The following is a 15,694-nucleotide window of genomic DNA, read 5'->3' as shown; positions in this document are numbered from 1 at the left end:
TGATTATTCTCTTGTTAAAAAGGCTAGGTAATCTTGACTAGTATTGTATTGGTAAATAGCCTGAAAATAGGCGAGCTGTTTTCGAGCGTACAGGGTTTCGGCACGAAGTAAATCTGCTGTTTTTTCCAATCCTTCCCGAAATCTATTTCTCGTAATTTTCACTGATTCTTCAGCTTGTTTTAGCGCTGTGTTTTTAGTGATGATTTGTTGTTGTGCCAATTGAAACTGACGCACAGCAGTATCGAGTTCTACTTGTTTTTGAGAAGTGTATTGAGAAAGTGTCAAGTTTGATTTTTCGAGCATGGCCTTGCTTTTTTGAAGTTTAGCGATGCGTTGATAACCTGAAAATAGATCCCAGCTTAATTGTGCGCCTAGAGTATATCCATTGGCACTGCCGCCAAAGAGCTGTTGATCGAACATAGCGTAGCTGGCAAAGGCATTTAAGGTAGGTAGGAAGCTTAATTTTTGTGCTTTGTACAAGAGCGCGGTAGCTTTTTGAGCGCTGGAAACTGCGCGAATATCGGCACGTTGCTCCGAAAGTGTATAGTTGAATTGCGATACGGGGTTGGCAACCAAACTGTCTGTGGGTTGGAAGGTAATATCGGTACTACCATTGATTAAAAGACTGAGTTCTTCTGATTGATTTCGAATGGTGTTTTTGGCGTATTGCAGTTGGTTTTCCACTTCTAATACATGTACGGAAATTTCCAGCAGGTCGGTTTTGAGTAACATCCCTTGAGCTAGGTAATCTTGAACGAGCGTTTTGTTTGCCTTGGCAGAGGCTAAGCTTTTTTCAATGACTACTCGTGTTTTTTGAGCGAGTTGTAACTGCATATAGCGCTGTGCTACTTGAAATGCAAGGTGTTCTTTGGAGCGTTGTTGTTGCCATTTTGAGGCCAGTAGTTGCTGTTGTCCAGCTTTCCGACGTTGCCATCCAGCTACTTGAATTACAGGTTGTCGTACGGTGAATTCTGTAGCAAAATTTGTGGTTCTATTTGGATTGTTGAGTAAGCTGGGATTAAAATCACTAGGAGTTAAAATTTCTTGATTCAACTTACTTCCAAAGGCCATTAACGGATTGGTGGTATTGATTCCGGTATGTTTGGCATTAATGCTAGGAAGGAACACGCTGGCGCTTTCTCGGTACTGAGCTTTAGAGATGCGAACGTCTTTATCGGCAATTTTAAGACCGACATTTTTTTCATAGGCCAGTTTAATGGCGGCATCTTTCGTTATATACCTCGTGGACTGTGAAAAACTCAAGGTACTCCCTATCAGGAAGGTGCAAAAACTAAGCAGGGTGGTTTTCATGTGTTAAAATTTATGAGCTGCAAAGTTAGGAGCCGAATAGAGGGATGTCAGTAACCATTGTTACAATAAAAAAAAACACCTAATGATAGATGTTTTTCAAGGGGATTCAAGTTGGATGAAGTTTAGGTTGTTTGTACTAAACTAAATAAAAATGGATTTTATACGTATGCAAATTGCAATAGTATTTAGGTGTTCACGTGTTTTGTAAACACGTGCGAAAATTACAAACTTTCCATGGAAGATAATGTAACAAATGTTACACAATTAGAGTTCCAATACTTTAATTTGATTTCGCTGTAAATTGATTTTTCCTTGTTTCTCTAATGACTTGAGTAGGCGTGAAATAACAACGCGTGAGGTGTGTAAGTCATTGGCAATTTGCTGATGTGTAACACTGATAACATCGTTGTGATTGACAAGCGCTTTGTCTTTTAAGTATTTAAAAAGGCGTTGGTCCATATTTAAGAAGGCAATTGAATCAACAGCTTCGATGAATTCTTGGAGTCTGTTGTGGTAACTTTGCAAAATAAACTCTTGCCAACTTTTGTATTTTCCGAGCCAATCGGCCATTTTCTCTTTTGGAATCATGAGGAGTTCCACATCAGTTTCTGATACTGCGCGAATTTTGCTCTTCGTTTGTCCCATACAGCACGATAGCGTAACAGCACAGGTATCACCTTTTTCAAGGTAGTACAAAACCAATTCGTCTCCCCGTTCGTCTTCTCGGAGTATTTTAATAGCTCCTTGTAAAAGAAGCGGAATAGAAACGATATAGCTATCTGTGTCGATGATTACACTTTCAGCCTTGTATTCTTTGTAAATCGCAATGTCGGCAATTTCTTTGAGTAGGTCATCTTCAAAAAGATACCCATAATTAAGTTTTAAATCTTCTAACAAGTGAATTTGTGATTGGTGTTTTGTAAAAATACTATTTTTTTGAGTAAAAATCTACTGCTTAAAATACGGATTAATTTTTTGGATTAGCCTGATAAATATCAGGAATTTCGGGCTTGTTTTTTATGAAATTTGAACTAGAAATAAGAATCAAAACAAAGAAATAATGAAAAAAAGAACACCAGTTTCAGTGATAATGACCAAGAATGTAATTACCTTAAATAAGACCGATGATTTAACAACCGCGGAGCAGTTGTTTAAGGAACACGGAATTCGTCATATCCCAGTAGTAAGTGGTAGTAGTATCGTAGGAATGTTGAGCTATACCGATTTGTTGAGAATAAGTTTTGCTGATGCCATTGACGAGGAAGAACAAGATGTGGATACTGTGGTGTATAACATGTTTACCATTGAGCAAGTAATGGCTAAGAACTTAGTTACTGTAAGCCCAACAAATACGATCAAAGAGGTTTCGGAAATTTTATCAAAACGAGAATTTCACGCCTTACCTGTAGTAGAAGAAGGGAACTTAGTAGGGATTGTGACTACCACAGATTTAATATACTATCTGTTGGAACAATTCAATTAAAAAGAAAGGCGAGGATAGTTCCTCGCCTTTTTTATGCTTAATTAATAAGTGCTTTTAGGTTTTCGATGGTTTCCGTTGGGTTCTCGCTTTTAAAAACAAAGCTTCCCGCAACGAGCACATCGGCTCCAACTTCAATGAGTTTATTCGCATTTTTATCGGTAACACCTCCGTCGATTTCGATTAAAGTGTTCGCGTTGCTAAACTCGATAAGATGTTTTAATTGGCTTACTTTTTTATACGTGTTTTCTATGAAGGATTGTCCTCCAAATCCTGGGTTGACACTCATGATACACACGAGATCCAAATCACCGATAATATCTTCTAAAACGGCAATGGGAGTGTGCGGATTTAAGGCTACTCCAGCCTTCATACCTGCCGCCTTAATTGCTTGTACCGTTCTGTGCAAGTGCGTACAGGCTTCGTAGTGTACTGTTAATATATCAGTTCCTAAGTCTGCAAAGGTTTGGATGTATTTATCAGGTTCAACAATCATTAAATGCACGTCAAGTGTTTTGTTGGCGTGTTGCCCAATAGCTTTGAGTACAGGCATTCCAAAAGAAATATTCGGAACAAAGACTCCATCCATAATATCGATGTGAAACCAGTCTGCTTTTGAATTGTTGACCATTTCTACATCGCGTTGTAAGTTTCCAAAATCAGCTGCTAATACTGAAGGAGCGACAAGTTTTTCCATTGTGGTGTTGTGTTGTTAATTTGCTGCAAATATAAACAAAAGCGCAAAAGATGTGGATTTGTAGAAAAAAGAAAACGCAGACCTAAGTCTGCGTTTTCTCAATGTGTTGTAGGCCCTAGTAGAGAACTACTAGCCACGGCTATTAACCTAAATAGGTCATTAATATTTTACTTCTCGAAGTGTGTTTTAAACGACGGATAGCTTTTTCTTTAATCTGTCTAACACGCTCACGAGTTAAATCAAAGGTTTCTCCAATTTCTTCTAAGGTCATTGGTTGGTGCTCTCCTAGGCCGAAGTACAATTTAACAACATCTGCCTCACGAGGAGTTAAGGTTTCTAAAGCGCGATTAATTTCGATGCGAAGTGATTCGTGCAATAGTGTTTTATCTGGGTTTGGAGACTCTCCTGAGTTCAAGACATCGTATAAATTAGAGTCTTCTCCCTCGATTAAAGGCGCATCCATTGAGACGTGACGACCAGAGTTTTTCATCGATTCCTTAACGTCGTTCACGGTCATGTCTAACTTCTTTGCAATTTCTTCTGCACTTGGAGGACGTTCGTTTTCTTGCTCCAAGAAAGCGTACATCTTATTGATTTTATTGATAGAACCAATTTTATTCAAAGGCAAACGCACAATACGTGACTGTTCTGCCAAAGCTTGTAATATCGATTGACGAATCCACCATACAGCATACGAGATAAACTTAAATCCACGTGTTTCATCGAAACGCTTTGCCGCTTTGATCAATCCTAAGTTTCCTTCGTTAATCAAATCGGGTAATGTCAATCCTTGGTTTTGATATTGTTTAGCAACCGAAACCACAAAACGCAAGTTGGCTTTAGTCAATTTTTCTAAAGCTCTCTGATCTCCCGCCTTGATACGTTGTGCCAATTCTACTTCTTCATCTGCAGTAATTAAATCTACTTTTCCTATTTCTTGCAAATATTTATCTAATGAGGCGGTTTCCCTGTTGGTAACCTGCTTTGTAATCTTAAGTTGTCTCATGTAAGAAAAATTCTGTTTTTTTGTTTATTACTCACTCTCTACACTTACTTATACGCAGGAATGCTTTGAAATGTTACAAAAAAAATTATTTTTTTTCAATTTCTTTGAAGTTGTTAAAGAATTGTTAATTTTGATTAAATAATATGACGGAAGTGACTTGAGTTTAATACGAGTGTCTAACAGAGTATTACAAGTCTAAACAAACTATAACCGAACTTAGCCCTTGAAGAGTATTGATACTACAAATTGGACTGACGAAGAGCTAGTGGCCAAAATAGTAGAGAAAAATGATACTCATTTGTTCGCTGTTTTGTACGATCGCTATGCTGGCGTTGTTTATAATAAGTGTTACGGTTTCTCTAAAAACAAAGAGGAAGCGCAAGACTTGACGCACGATGTCTTTATCCGATTGTTTGTAAAATTGCGTACTTTTAAGGGGAAATCGAAATTTTCTACTTGGCTCTATTCTTTTACTTATAATTTTTGTGTGAATTACGTGCAGCGTAATAGCAATAAAAAAAAGGAAAAAGTAACTGTTGTTACCGATAATATAAAAGAAGAAGATAGTGGAGTAGATGAGATAGATGATGCCACCTTATTCGAGTTAAAGTCAGATAAACTGGCCAAAGCCCTCGAAATGATCCCAGCTGCTGAAAAAATGATTCTTTTGATGAAATATCAAGACGATATGAGCATCAAGGATATTTCGGCCGTGCTTGAAGTAGGAGAAAGCGCTGTAAAAATGCGTTTGAAGCGAGCGAAAGCAAAAGTCGTTAAAACGTATAATGAGTTGTAATGAGTATGGATAATCCATTTAAGAAAATATTACATAACGAGGAATTGCCCGAGGTATTGAGAAACAAAGTTCTCGATGACGTGGCAATGATTAAGCTTTCCATTGATATGGCTGACTTATTCGTGGTGAAATACCCGAATACAGTTGCCGACTTGATAGCGGGAGGAGGGACACCTGCAGATTCTAAAAAGAGCGATGCTAAGGAAGAGGATACGGAAGACGAAATAGAATAATAAGCATACAACAAAACTAGTACTATCATGATTTTACAAGAGCAATTAGCAGAGGCCCCTCAAGAAGTTGAAAAAACGGGAGCCCAAATTAATATTTTAAAGCCCTTCCAAAGAACGTTTAACGATATTATAGATTCATTGCCAACAGTTGTGGGGTTTATTGCCTTCGTATTGGCTTCGTGGATTTCTATAAAACTGTTTCTTTATATCGTTAGAAAAGCACTAGCTAAAACCAAGATTGACGAATGGTCAAGTAAGCTGAGCAAGACCAAGATTTTTGGCGATATGACAATCAATATAGTATTGACCAATGTTATCTTGACCGTATTGAAATGGTTTCTGATTTTTGTATTTGTGATGGTAGGAGCAGAGATGTTTGGGATGACTATGGTTTCTGATTTAATTAGAAGCTTTTTCAAAGTCCTTCCGAATTTATTGACCGCTCTTGGAATTTTTGTTGCCGGTGCCTATTTAGGTACCGTAGTAAAAAAAGCCATTCAATCCATGTTCAAATCCTTGGAGATTTCTGGAGGAAATGTTGTAGGGAACATCGCTTTTTACCTCATTGTGGTGTTTTTGTCAATCACAGCTTTAGATAAGGCCAATGTCGATACCTCAGTTATAAAAAATAACCTTACCTTATTAATCGGATCAGTTTTATTAGCCTTTACCATAGCCTTTGGTTTGGGAGCAAGAGATGCGGTAGGACGTTTGCTATTCGGATACTATTCACGAAAGAACATAGGTATCGGACAGCGCGTAGTTATTGGGGATGTTGAAGGAATCGTCATTGCCATTGACAATATATGTCTAACTGTTCAGACCCCAAATGAGAAGGTGATTTTACCGATTAAAGATGTGGTTAACAGTAAAATAGTTTGTAAAAAAGATTAAGGACTTTTAAAAAAATGTATATATTTGTGAATGAACTATTGTTTTAGATAACGATTAATGATAGATTTCGGGGGACTTCTATCTAATAGTGAAGTTTATCTTTACATTGTAAAGGCTGTCATCTTTGGCAGTCTTTATTTTTTTTTAAATTATTTGTGACTTGATACTAATAACGGTGTCCCATTCTATAGAGAGATAGATTTCGGGGGACTTCTATCTAATAAGGTTAAAAAGAAAAAGGCTTCCTGCAGGAAGCCTTTTTTATTAGGATAGTTGTAATAACTTATTCAAATGCTAAGTGTAAAAATACACCTCGAGTTCCCATAAAATCGATGGGGTCTGTCCATTGACTAGGGCTCGTATTGTCGTAACGCACTTCGTTGTTGATAGCAAATACACCGCGAATAGAAGGAGAAAACTTAAAGTAGTTTAGGTAAAAATCTACTCCAATTCCAATTTCGTACATGAAATTGTGCGTCGTAGTACGGAATTTACCGGCAAAGTTGTCATCGCTATTATTTTCATTACTAGAAAAATTGTAATCGTAAGAAACTCCTCCCAACACATAAGGACGGAAATTATTAATACGATTGGTACTTACTTTGAGTACTACAGGCAAATGTAAAAAGGTTGCACTGACTTCACGAGTTCTAATATTTTCGTTGGTACCACCAATGTGTTTAAAGGTTAGGGTTTTGGTGTTAGACATCAGTCCTGGTTCAAAGCGCAAATTTAAATTATTGTGCAATCGCAGGTCACCAATAAGCCCTACATTAAAACCTACAGAAGATTGTACTTCGATTTCAGGAGTACTGATAGTACTGGGTTTGTAAGCGACTTTATAGCCGTTTGAATTCAGCCCTAAGTAAAAACCGTAGTGAAAAGTAGGTTTATCAAAATTGGGTAAGTTCAAAACTTTCTCTACTTGTCCTATACTAGAACCTATACTTCCTAAAAGGAAAACGAAAACTAAAAATTTCTTCAACATATTACTTAGTAGCGGTATAAATTGACGCAACTCCGAAAGTTACGGGTAAATTCTTTGCATTCTTAAACCCATTTTTTTCTAAAATATTGTTGAACGCAGTCCCAAAAGGGAAAGAATTTGCACTTTCTGATAAATACGAATACGCAACCTTGTCTTTTGAAAACAATTTACCTACTAAAGGGAGGAAAATATTCGTATATAATTTATATCCTTGTTTAAAAGGAAACTTTGTTGGGTTTGAAGTTTCTAATACTACAAATTTTCCTCCCGGTTTTAATACGCGTAATATTTCTGTTAGACCTTTGTCTAAATTTTCAAAATTTCGAACACCGAAAGATACGGTAATCGCATCAAAGGTATTGTCATCAAAAGGAATGTTCTCGCTGTCTCCAACAACCATTTCAATGGTCTTATCGAGTTTTGCGTGGCGTACCTTTTGCTTTCCTACTTCCAACATCCCCTCAGAGATATCGAGTCCTACGATACGTTCTGGTTGTAAATTTGACATCATCAAGGCCAGATCTCCTGTACCTGTGGCAATGTCTAATATTTGTTTCGGTTGGTTTTCGCCTACCAATTTAACAACCTTTTTTCTCCAGCTGATATCAATGCCCAAAGAAATGACACGGTTAAGTCCGTCGTAGTCTTTTGAAATGTTGTTAAACATTTGAGCTACTTGCTCTTTTTTTCCGAGCTCTGAATCTTTATAAGGTTTGATTTGTTCCGACATAGATCTGTTTCTTTCAGGATTATCCGTTTATGGCTACCACCTCGTTTACTTGGTTAGGTAACATTTCTTTTAACATGGTTTCGATTCCGTTCTTTAAGGTTACCGTCGATGAAGGACAACCACTACAAGCACCTTGGAGTAGTACACTTACCTTTTTAGTATTTTCATCGTAGGCGCGGAAAGCGATGTTTCCACCATCTGAAGCTACTGCCGGTTTGATGTATTCATCTAAGATGTCCACAATTTTTGATTCTATATCTGTCAAGTTTTCTTTAGGAACTTCTACGCTTTGAGGAGCTTCTTCTGCTTTTGGAAGTTCAGCAATAATCGTTTTTCCTTCTTGCAAATAGGTCCTGATAAATACGCGCACTTCTTGGTATACCTCATTCCATTCAATCATGTCGTATTTGGTAATAGAAATGTAATTTTCAGAAATGAAAATTTCCTTTACAAATGGAAAGTTGAATAAGGCCTGTGCTAGTGGAGATGATTTACTTGCTTCTTCGATGTTTTTGTATTCTACATCCGTTTGGGTAAGTGCCTTGTTCGTTCCGAATTTCATCACTCCTGGATTAGGAGTTACCTCTGCATATACTTCTACAGCCTCTTTGGGAGCAGTACTTTCTTTAACTACTGATTTTCCTTCTTGTAAAAACGTTTCTATCTGTTCTTTTACTTGGTCTGCTACATCATCCCAACTAACGATGTCAAAACGTTGAATTGCGATAAAGTTTGCGGTAACAAATACTTTTTTAACAAAAGGAAGGTAAAATAATTGCTGTGCCAGTGGTGAGTTCTTGGCCTCATCTATATTGTTGTACTCGTAGCTTCCGCCATTAATTAAAATTGAATTGCTTACAAATTTAATAATGGTTTCATTATTAGTTTCTTGTATGTTTATCTTAATTGAATCCATAATCATTTAATGAATTGCAAAATTACGGTAAAAAACTGAGATTATTTGTCATAAAAAAAAGCCTCATTTTTAAATGAGGCTTTTGATATTGTACAGCGAAGCTTACAGGTTAATGGTTACAGTTCCTGTAATTCGAGAGGTGGTGTTGTTTAGGTTGATATCACCGAGGTTATACAAGGTTTGATATTCCTGGTTTTCGTATTTTCTGTAGGACAAATCAATCTTCATGTTTCCAAAATTATAACCTACACCAGCAGAAAAACCTCTGATATTGTCTTTATTGTCATTACCACCGAGGGCAACGTTGAGGTTGGGGTTCTTTTCGTAGTGGTACCCACCGCGAATACTCATGCGATCCATGCGCCATTCGGTACCGACACTCAAGGCGTGACTACCGCGAAATTGCGTGGTAAAGTTTTGATTTGCTTCGATGAAATTGGTGTCGTTTTCTCTAAATTTAATGTTTCTAAAATCTTTATAGGTATAGTCAACACTTAACAATCCGTGTTTCCCAAAAACTAAAGCTCCACTTGCTGTTACTCTACTGTGGGTTTTAAATCGATATGCAAATCCATTGCGGATGCGGTCAATACCACCATTAATATTTAGTGCAGATACCGACGAAAGGCTCAGGTCATTTCTGTAATCTTCCGTGATTTCTTCGTACCATGTAGGAGTTTCATAGGCCAATCCTAAGCGAATGAATTTTTGAGGCTTATAAATGAATCCGATGGTAAATGAGAGTCCGTTTCCTTGAATATATGAATCTACGATATTAGAGGCATTTAGTACATTTCCGTTAACATCATCATTGGTTTCTTTAAGCAATGCTACTCTGTTAAAACTCAAGTCGTGAAAGTTTACCGAAGCTCCTAAGTACAGTTTATTTTGGTGCACAGCTGAAATTCCGATATTGAAAACACTCAACTGACCGCGTTGTTGCACGGAGTAACTTTGGTCAAGCGAACGGTCGAATTGAATTTTCGGACTGCGAGTATCGTTAAAATGTTCGGTGAATTTTAAAAATCCACTTTTTCCATTGGTCAAGTAAAAAGAGTCGTAGTCCGATTTTATTTTATAGTTTACGGTAAGCGCAAAACGGTTCCATTCAGAAGAACCTGTATTGTCAAACGTAAGGGTAGCTCCCGCCTGGTTCAGGTTAAAGTAATCGTTTTCAGCGGTGGCAGCATTTCCGTAAAAATTTGATTGATATGATAAATTGCGATTTCCTAAAGTAGCGCCAACACTGCTAATTTTTGCTACCGCACTACCTGCGGGGTTGATACTAAATGCCGAGATATCTCCTCCAAGAGCTCCAAAGGCTCCACTCATAGCTTCGTAACGAGCTGTACCAAAGTTATCGTCTCTTGAGAATATAAGGCCTAAATCATTGTAATCTAATGATTGCGAATAGGCACTAAAAGATGAGGCAACCGCAGTTGCAATAAGTAATAATCGTTTCATGTTGTTTCAGCTTAATTGGTTATGGTTCTCTACCTTCTACTTCTTGAACTCGAGCTTCTTGAGCTTCCTCTTGAGTAACTTCTGCTGCTTGAGCTAGAACTACGGCTAGGGCTGTAGCTTCTCGTGCTTCTCGATCTTGAAGGGCTATAGCTTCTAGTAGATGAACTTCTACTCGGTGTATAGCTTCTGGTAGAGCGTCGCGTTCTGCTAGGGGTATAGCTTCTAGTAGAATTCGAACGGCTTGGTGTATATCGTCTCGTATTCGAGGGTTTGTACCCTCCAGTTGAATAACGAGTATTGTTGTTGCGTACTCTTGATTTTTTAGTACCTCCTCGTGTAGGTTTGTGACCTCCGGTGGTATAGTTTCTTGTTGAACGTACTGAGCGTGTACTGCGAACATTTCTCGTGCTGCGCACATTGTTACTATATCCTCTTGATCTACGAGTTCTGGTACTTGTTCTATAACCGTTTGAGCGTCTTGATGCAATTGAACGGTTGGTGTATCGGTGTGTATTGTAAGCTCTTCTAGAAGTTACGGCACGGTATGGATTGGCACCGCGACGGTAATTTCTGTAATAGTAAGGACGTGCATTTCTGTAGTAAGGAGGGCAATTGAAATTATTCCATCCCCAGTAACTGTAACCGTAATACGGTTGGTAGAAGTCCCAGTAAGGATCGTAGCCCCACGAGTTGAATCCCCAAACGGTATAACCTCTGCGCCACCAAGGACGATAGCTCCACGAGTTCCATCCCCAATCATTATACCATCCCCAAGAGGGTGCTGTATTGATATTGACAACTACGTCACTACTCGATTGGTAACCCCAAGGCTCATTGGCATTGTAAGTAATTCTCGTTCTCGGTTGTTGTTCGTCAACTATATCTTCTTCAGGATCGAAATCTGTATCGTCAGAGCGGTAGTTTTCGATGTCGGTAAATACGTCTGTTCCGTTTAAGGTACCTAAGCGTTCTACCTCTTTGGTAAAGTAATTTTCTTCTTCCTCTTCTTCAATAACTTCGCGAGGTGCATTGCGCTCTACTTCCTCGTAAACTACGGGTTCGTCGTCGTAGATGCCATCATCATTACCCGCAATTGTTTGCGCCGATCCGCAGGAAGCTAAGGTGCTAATCATGAATCCTAGTACTAATAAAAACGGGAGCTTGGTTTTGGTGTAATCTATTTTCATCTCTGACAAATTTAAGTTAGAACGGTTTATTTTTACCTGCTTTGGCAAAATGCTATTTTTTGTTGGGCTTATAGGCTTTTTAATGTAGCTTTGCACAGATAATTTACGCATAAAAGATAACAATTTTTGTGCCAAACTTTTAATTATGAGCAAACATTTAACAAAAAGAGCAGAAGATTATTCTAAATGGTATAACGAGTTAATCGTTAAAGCGGATTTAGCTGAGACCTCGGCAGTTAGAGGGTGCATGGTGATCAAACCTTATGGTTTTGCGATCTGGGAAAACATGCAGGCTGAATTAGATAGAATGTTTAAAGAAACAGGACATCAAAACGCTTATTTCCCTCTTTTTGTGCCCAAGAGTTTGTTCGAGGCTGAAGAAAAGAATGCGGAAGGTTTTGCTAAGGAATGTGCCGTTGTTACGCACTACCGTTTACAAACAGATCCTGACAGGGAAGGGAAGTTACGCGTGGATCCTGAAGCAAAATTGGAGGAAGAGCTAGTCGTGCGTCCTACTTCGGAAGCGATTATTTGGAATACCTATAAAGGATGGATACAATCGCACAGAGATTTACCATTGTTAATTAACCAATGGGCCAATGTAGTGCGTTGGGAAATGAGAACGCGTTTGTTTTTGAGAACGGCTGAATTTTTATGGCAAGAAGGGCATACAGCCCATGCCACCAAAGCGGAAGCGTTAGTAGAAGCAAAACAAATGCAAGAAGTATACGCCACGTTTGCAGAGAACTTTATGGCAATGCCAGTAGTTCGCGGGGCTAAATCGGAAAGTGAACGCTTTGCTGGAGCTGATGAAACCTATACTATTGAAGCTTTAATGCAAGATGGTAAAGCCTTACAAGCGGGAACCTCACATTTCTTAGGGCAGAATTTTGCGAAAGCCTTTGATGTAAAGTATACTTCAAGAGAAGGAAAGCAAGAGTACGTTTGGGCTACGTCATGGGGAGTATCAACGCGTTTGATAGGAGGATTGATTATGACGCACTCAGACGATGCAGGGTTGGTATTACCACCGAAATTGGCGCCAATTCAAGTTGTTATTGTTCCTATATATAAAGGAGAAGAGCAATTAGATGCTATTAGTGATAAAGTACAACCTATGATTGCCGCATTTAAGGAGAAGGGAATCTCAGTAAAATTTGATCATCGAGATACTTTGCGTCCTGGAGCAAAATTTGCAGAGTACGAGATGAAAGGAGTTCCTGTACGTATTGCACTTGGTAAACGCGATCTTGAAAACGGTACTGTTGAGGTAGCGCGAAGAGATACATTTGAAAAACAAACGATGAATCAGTCAGGTGTTGTGGAAGCTGTAGCAGCCTTGTTAGACGAGATTCAAGAAAGTTTGTATAATAAAGCACTTACCTACAGAAACGATCACATTACCGAGGTAAATACTTTTGAAGAGTTTAAAGACGCCATTGAAAACAAAGGTGGATTTGTATCTGCACACTGGGATGGTAGTATCGAAACAGAAGATAAAATCAAAGAATTGACAAAAGCAACGATTCGTTGTATTCCTAATGATGTAAAAGAGGAAAATGGTAATTGTGTGCTAACTGGCAAGCCTTCAGGTAGAAGAGTGCTATTTGCAAAAGCATATTAAAAAAAAAACAAAAAAATGTGATAAAAGTTTTGGTGTAATTAAAAAGAGTTTCTATATTTGCACCCGCAATCACAAATGGTTGTTTTGGTCCGTTCGTCTAGGGGTTAGGACGCCAGGTTTTCATCCTGGTAACACGGGTTCGATTCCCGTACGGACTACAAAGTTTTAGCTTCGAACTTTATCGGAGCTTTTTTTATCAGAACAACGGACTGGTAAAAAAAATAAAAAAAACCTTGCAAGTATAAAATTAAGTTGTATATTTGCACCCGCAATCACAAAGATTGTTTTGGTCCGTTCGTCTAGGGGTTAGGACGCCAGGTTTTCATCCTGGTAACACGGGTTCGATTCCCGTACGGACTACAAAGTTTTTTATAAACATATAAGAATTTAGGAAAATGGCAAATCATAAGTCAGCATTAAAGAGAATAAGAAGTAACGAGACTAAGCGCTTAAGAAACAAGTATCAGCATAAAACTACACGTAATGCTGTTAGAAAATTAAGAGCTGCGACAGATAAGAAGGAAGCAGAAGGAATGTTTTCGTCAGTTGTTTCTATGCTAGATAAATTAGCAAAAAACAACATTATTCATAAAAATAAAGCGGCTAATTTAAAGTCAAAGTTGGCTAAGCACGTAGCAGCTTTATAAAAAGTTTTAAGGTTAGTTAATAGTTAAAAAAGACGTTTCATCAGAAGCGTCTTTTTTGTGTTTGCATACTTTTTATCGGTCGAACTGAATTGGCTGGACATTTATTAATTTATTCGTGAACAGCGCTGATTGTTCGTTATGCCTGCGCTCCTTTCTTACGTTATTGCATCTGGCAGTAGTCTTGTCAAAAATACGTTACATCTATTTGATAATCCTTTTCCTAGTCACTATTTCCTCTATAGCTGTCGATTATTTTCGTTAGGAAGCAACTAATTGCTCAGATTCATGAATTCCTTTATTTCAAATAAGAATGGGGCTAAATGCTTTTAACTAGATGCATTGCTCCAATGAATGAGAAGGCGGAAAGTCTACATTTGGTAAAATTTCCCAGTATATAGAGTTATGTACAGGCCTAGATTCTATTTTTGGGAATTTGATAGCCCACTCTTGTTGATAAGCTGATAAAAAGGGGACTTCAACGTGAAAATTCCATAATCTGCGTACTTATGAACAGGAGCATTGGCTTTTTGAGGGTATTGGATTACTAATATTTGTTAATAAGCAGCTGAACAGCCTACATTTTCTTAAATTTTTCTGGATTCCACACCGTTATCAACAGTCATTCGAGCCTTTTCAGGGTTATTTGATCGTTTAGCCTTGTTGATAAGCTGATAAAAGAGGGAGTTCTCCTTGAAATTTCCATGTTTTGCGAACTTATGAGCAGGAGCATTGGCTTTTTGAAGGCATCGGACGGCTTACGATTGTTAATAAGCAGCTGAAAAGCCCACATTTTTTAGTATTTTTCCGGATGGTATACAGTTATCAACAGTCATTCGAGTTTTTTCAGAGTGATTTGATGGTTTATTCTTGTTGATAAGCTGATAAAAGAGGGAGTTCTCCTTGAAATTTCCATGATTTGGGAACTTATGAACAGGAGCATTGGCTTTTTGAGGGTATTAGATTGCTTACCGTTGTTAATAAGCAGCTGAAAAGCCCACATTTTTTAAAATTTTTCCGGATGGTATACCGTTATCAACAGTCATTGGAGTCTTTTTAGAATGATTTGATGGTTATTCTTGTTGATAAGCTGATAAATGGGGTATTTAGTGTGAAATTCCCATAATCTGCGTGTTTATGAACAGGAGCATTGGCTTTTTGAGGGTAATGGATTGCTGACCATTGTTAATAAGCTGTCCAAAAGCCTGCATTTTCTTAAATTTTCTGGATGGTATACCGTTATCAACAGTCATTCGAGCCTTTTTAAAGCGATTTGATAGTTGATTATTGTTGAAAAGTAGAGGAATAGTAGTTGTTTTGGTAAAATTCACTGCTAATGGACAGTTATCAACAGACTTTCGGACTTTTCGAGGTGATTTGATCACTGACTTTGTTGATAAGCTGATAAATGGGGGATTTAGTGTGGAATTCCCATAATCTGCGTGCTTATGAACAGCAGCATTGGCTTTTTGAGGACATCGGACGGCTTCTCATTGTTAATGAGCAGCTGAAAAGCCTGTATTTTCTTAAATTTTTTTGGATGGTATACCGTTATTAACAGTCATTCGAGTCTTTTCAGAGTGATTTGATGGTTGATTATTGTTGAAAAGTAGGGGAATAGTAGTTATTTTGGTGAAATTCACTGCTAATGGACAGTTATCAACAGCCTTTCGAGCTTTTCGAGGTGATTTGATCACTGATTTTTGTTGATAAGCTGATAAATG

16 protein-coding genes and 2 tRNA genes are annotated in these 15,694 nt (G+C 38.0%); 8 read left to right on the top strand and 10 right to left on the bottom strand.

The window, feature by feature from the left end:
• Window positions 1-3: 3 nt before the first annotated feature.
• Both ACKTS5_RS18085 and ACKTS5_RS18080 read right to left on the bottom strand, forming a co-directional pair.
• Window positions 4-1,311 carry a TolC family protein gene (locus ACKTS5_RS18085; protein ID WP_408045293.1) on the bottom strand — a complete coding sequence of 436 codons (1,308 nt, stop codon included), beginning with the start codon at window positions 1,309-1,311 and terminating at the stop codon, window positions 4-6.
• Window positions 1,312-1,575: 264 nt separating this feature from the next.
• Window positions 1,576-2,208 (bottom strand): Crp/Fnr family transcriptional regulator, encoded by a 633-nt coding sequence (locus ACKTS5_RS18080; RefSeq protein ID WP_408045292.1) that lies wholly within the window; start codon window positions 2,206-2,208, stop codon window positions 1,576-1,578.
• Window positions 2,209-2,371: 163 nt separating this feature from the next.
• On the opposite strand from ACKTS5_RS18080, the gene ACKTS5_RS18075 reads away from it, so the two are divergent.
• Entirely contained in the window at window positions 2,372-2,794 is a 423-nt protein-coding gene (locus ACKTS5_RS18075; protein ID WP_408045291.1) for a CBS domain-containing protein, read from the top strand.
• A gap of 37 nt (window positions 2,795-2,831) precedes the next feature.
• Here the strand turns inward: ACKTS5_RS18075 and rpe are convergent, their stop codons facing one another.
• Both rpe and ACKTS5_RS18065 read right to left on the bottom strand, forming a co-directional pair.
• Window positions 2,832-3,488 carry a ribulose-phosphate 3-epimerase gene (gene rpe / locus ACKTS5_RS18070; protein WP_408045290.1) on the bottom strand — a complete coding sequence of 219 codons (657 nt, stop codon included), beginning with the start codon at window positions 3,486-3,488 and terminating at the stop codon, window positions 2,832-2,834.
• Between the two features lie 142 nt (window positions 3,489-3,630).
• Window positions 3,631-4,494 (bottom strand): sigma-70 family RNA polymerase sigma factor, encoded by an 864-nt coding sequence (locus ACKTS5_RS18065; protein ID WP_028891227.1) that lies wholly within the window; start codon window positions 4,492-4,494, stop codon window positions 3,631-3,633.
• 223 nt (window positions 4,495-4,717) lie between these two features.
• On the opposite strand from ACKTS5_RS18065, the gene ACKTS5_RS18060 reads away from it, so the two are divergent.
• From ACKTS5_RS18060 to ACKTS5_RS18050, 3 genes are read left to right on the top strand one after another with little or no spacing between them, the layout of a single operon-like run.
• Window positions 4,718-5,290, top strand: a complete 573-nt coding sequence (locus ACKTS5_RS18060) for an RNA polymerase sigma factor (protein ID WP_408045289.1) — start codon at window positions 4,718-4,720, stop codon at window positions 5,288-5,290.
• Between the two features lie 5 nt (window positions 5,291-5,295).
• On the top strand, window positions 5,296-5,523 hold the full coding sequence (locus tag ACKTS5_RS18055; protein WP_408045288.1) for a hypothetical protein: 228 nt from the start codon (window positions 5,296-5,298) through the stop codon (window positions 5,521-5,523).
• A 27-nt stretch (window positions 5,524-5,550) separates the two neighbouring features.
• The gene (locus ACKTS5_RS18050; protein ID WP_408045287.1) at window positions 5,551-6,417 is read left to right on the top strand and encodes a mechanosensitive ion channel family protein; all 867 of its coding nucleotides are present in this window, start codon (window positions 5,551-5,553) and stop codon (window positions 6,415-6,417) included.
• Between the two features lie 283 nt (window positions 6,418-6,700).
• On the opposite strand, the gene porT is transcribed toward ACKTS5_RS18050, so the two are convergent.
• The 5 genes from porT to ACKTS5_RS18025 form a co-directional block, all read right to left on the bottom strand.
• Window positions 6,701-7,405, bottom strand: coding sequence for a type IX secretion/gliding motility protein PorT/SprT (porT, locus tag ACKTS5_RS18045; RefSeq protein ID WP_408045286.1), 705 nt, complete (start codon window positions 7,403-7,405; stop codon window positions 6,701-6,703).
• A 1-nt stretch (window position 7,406) separates the two neighbouring features.
• Window positions 7,407-8,135 carry a bifunctional demethylmenaquinone methyltransferase/2-methoxy-6-polyprenyl-1,4-benzoquinol methylase UbiE gene (gene ubiE / locus ACKTS5_RS18040; RefSeq protein ID WP_408045285.1) on the bottom strand — a complete coding sequence of 243 codons (729 nt, stop codon included), beginning with the start codon at window positions 8,133-8,135 and terminating at the stop codon, window positions 7,407-7,409.
• Window positions 8,136-8,154: 19 nt separating this feature from the next.
• Window positions 8,155-9,051, bottom strand: a complete 897-nt coding sequence (locus tag ACKTS5_RS18035; protein WP_408045284.1) for a NifU family protein — start codon at window positions 9,049-9,051, stop codon at window positions 8,155-8,157.
• 102 nt (window positions 9,052-9,153) lie between these two features.
• On the bottom strand, window positions 9,154-10,515 hold the full coding sequence (locus ACKTS5_RS18030) for an OmpP1/FadL family transporter (protein WP_408045283.1): 1,362 nt from the start codon (window positions 10,513-10,515) through the stop codon (window positions 9,154-9,156).
• 29 nt (window positions 10,516-10,544) lie between these two features.
• Window positions 10,545-11,702 (bottom strand): hypothetical protein, encoded by a 1,158-nt coding sequence (locus ACKTS5_RS18025; protein WP_408045282.1) that lies wholly within the window; start codon window positions 11,700-11,702, stop codon window positions 10,545-10,547.
• 145 nt (window positions 11,703-11,847) lie between these two features.
• On the opposite strand from ACKTS5_RS18025, the gene proS reads away from it, so the two are divergent.
• From proS to rpsT, 4 genes are all read left to right on the top strand, one after another.
• Window positions 11,848-13,326: a proline--tRNA ligase gene (proS, locus tag ACKTS5_RS18020; RefSeq protein ID WP_408045281.1), complete on the top strand. Its 1,479-nt coding sequence runs from the start codon at window positions 11,848-11,850 to the stop codon at window positions 13,324-13,326.
• 86 nt (window positions 13,327-13,412) lie between these two features.
• Window positions 13,413-13,484, top strand: a tRNA-Glu gene (locus tag ACKTS5_RS18015).
• Between the two features lie 130 nt (window positions 13,485-13,614).
• Window positions 13,615-13,686 (top strand) — tRNA-Glu (locus tag ACKTS5_RS18010).
• Between the two features lie 35 nt (window positions 13,687-13,721).
• Window positions 13,722-13,973, top strand: coding sequence for a 30S ribosomal protein S20 (gene rpsT / locus ACKTS5_RS18005; RefSeq protein WP_408045280.1), 252 nt, complete (start codon window positions 13,722-13,724; stop codon window positions 13,971-13,973).
• Between the two features lie 1,103 nt (window positions 13,974-15,076).
• Here the strand turns inward: rpsT and ACKTS5_RS18000 are convergent.
• Entirely contained in the window at window positions 15,077-15,355 is a 279-nt protein-coding gene (locus ACKTS5_RS18000) for a hypothetical protein (protein ID WP_408045279.1), read from the bottom strand.
• Window positions 15,356-15,694 lie beyond the last annotated feature (339 nt).

Origin of the sequence: Tenacibaculum litopenaei (genome assembly GCF_964514025.1) — a bacterium.
Classification (GTDB): domain Bacteria; phylum Bacteroidota; class Bacteroidia; order Flavobacteriales; family Flavobacteriaceae; genus Polaribacter; species Polaribacter litopenaei.
The sequence above is the reverse complement of the archived record's forward strand: the minus strand, read 5'-3'. Positions and strand labels throughout refer to the sequence as shown.

Coding starts and splice junctions, on each gene's coding strand:
- rpsT (WP_408045280.1), top strand. CDS start 13,722: ATGGCAAATCATAAGTCAGCATTAAAGAGAATAAGAAGTAACGAGACT.
- rpe (WP_408045290.1), bottom strand. CDS start 3,488: ATGGAAAAACTTGTCGCTCCTTCAGTATTAGCAGCTGATTTTGGAAAC.
- ACKTS5_RS18055 (WP_408045288.1), top strand. CDS start 5,296: ATGGATAATCCATTTAAGAAAATATTACATAACGAGGAATTGCCCGAG.
- ACKTS5_RS18065 (WP_028891227.1), bottom strand. CDS start 4,494: ATGAGACAACTTAAGATTACAAAGCAGGTTACCAACAGGGAAACCGCC.
- ACKTS5_RS18050 (WP_408045287.1), top strand. CDS start 5,551: ATGATTTTACAAGAGCAATTAGCAGAGGCCCCTCAAGAAGTTGAAAAA.
- ACKTS5_RS18035 (WP_408045284.1), bottom strand. CDS start 9,051: ATGGATTCAATTAAGATAAACATACAAGAAACTAATAATGAAACCATT.
- proS (WP_408045281.1), top strand. CDS start 11,848: ATGAGCAAACATTTAACAAAAAGAGCAGAAGATTATTCTAAATGGTAT.
- ACKTS5_RS18025 (WP_408045282.1), bottom strand. CDS start 11,702: ATGAAAATAGATTACACCAAAACCAAGCTCCCGTTTTTATTAGTACTA.
- ACKTS5_RS18030 (WP_408045283.1), bottom strand. CDS start 10,515: ATGAAACGATTATTACTTATTGCAACTGCGGTTGCCTCATCTTTTAGT.
- ACKTS5_RS18075 (WP_408045291.1), top strand. CDS start 2,372: ATGAAAAAAAGAACACCAGTTTCAGTGATAATGACCAAGAATGTAATT.
- ACKTS5_RS18085 (WP_408045293.1), bottom strand. CDS start 1,311: ATGAAAACCACCCTGCTTAGTTTTTGCACCTTCCTGATAGGGAGTACC.
- ubiE (WP_408045285.1), bottom strand. CDS start 8,135: ATGTCGGAACAAATCAAACCTTATAAAGATTCAGAGCTCGGAAAAAAA.
- porT (WP_408045286.1), bottom strand. CDS start 7,405: ATGTTGAAGAAATTTTTAGTTTTCGTTTTCCTTTTAGGAAGTATAGGT.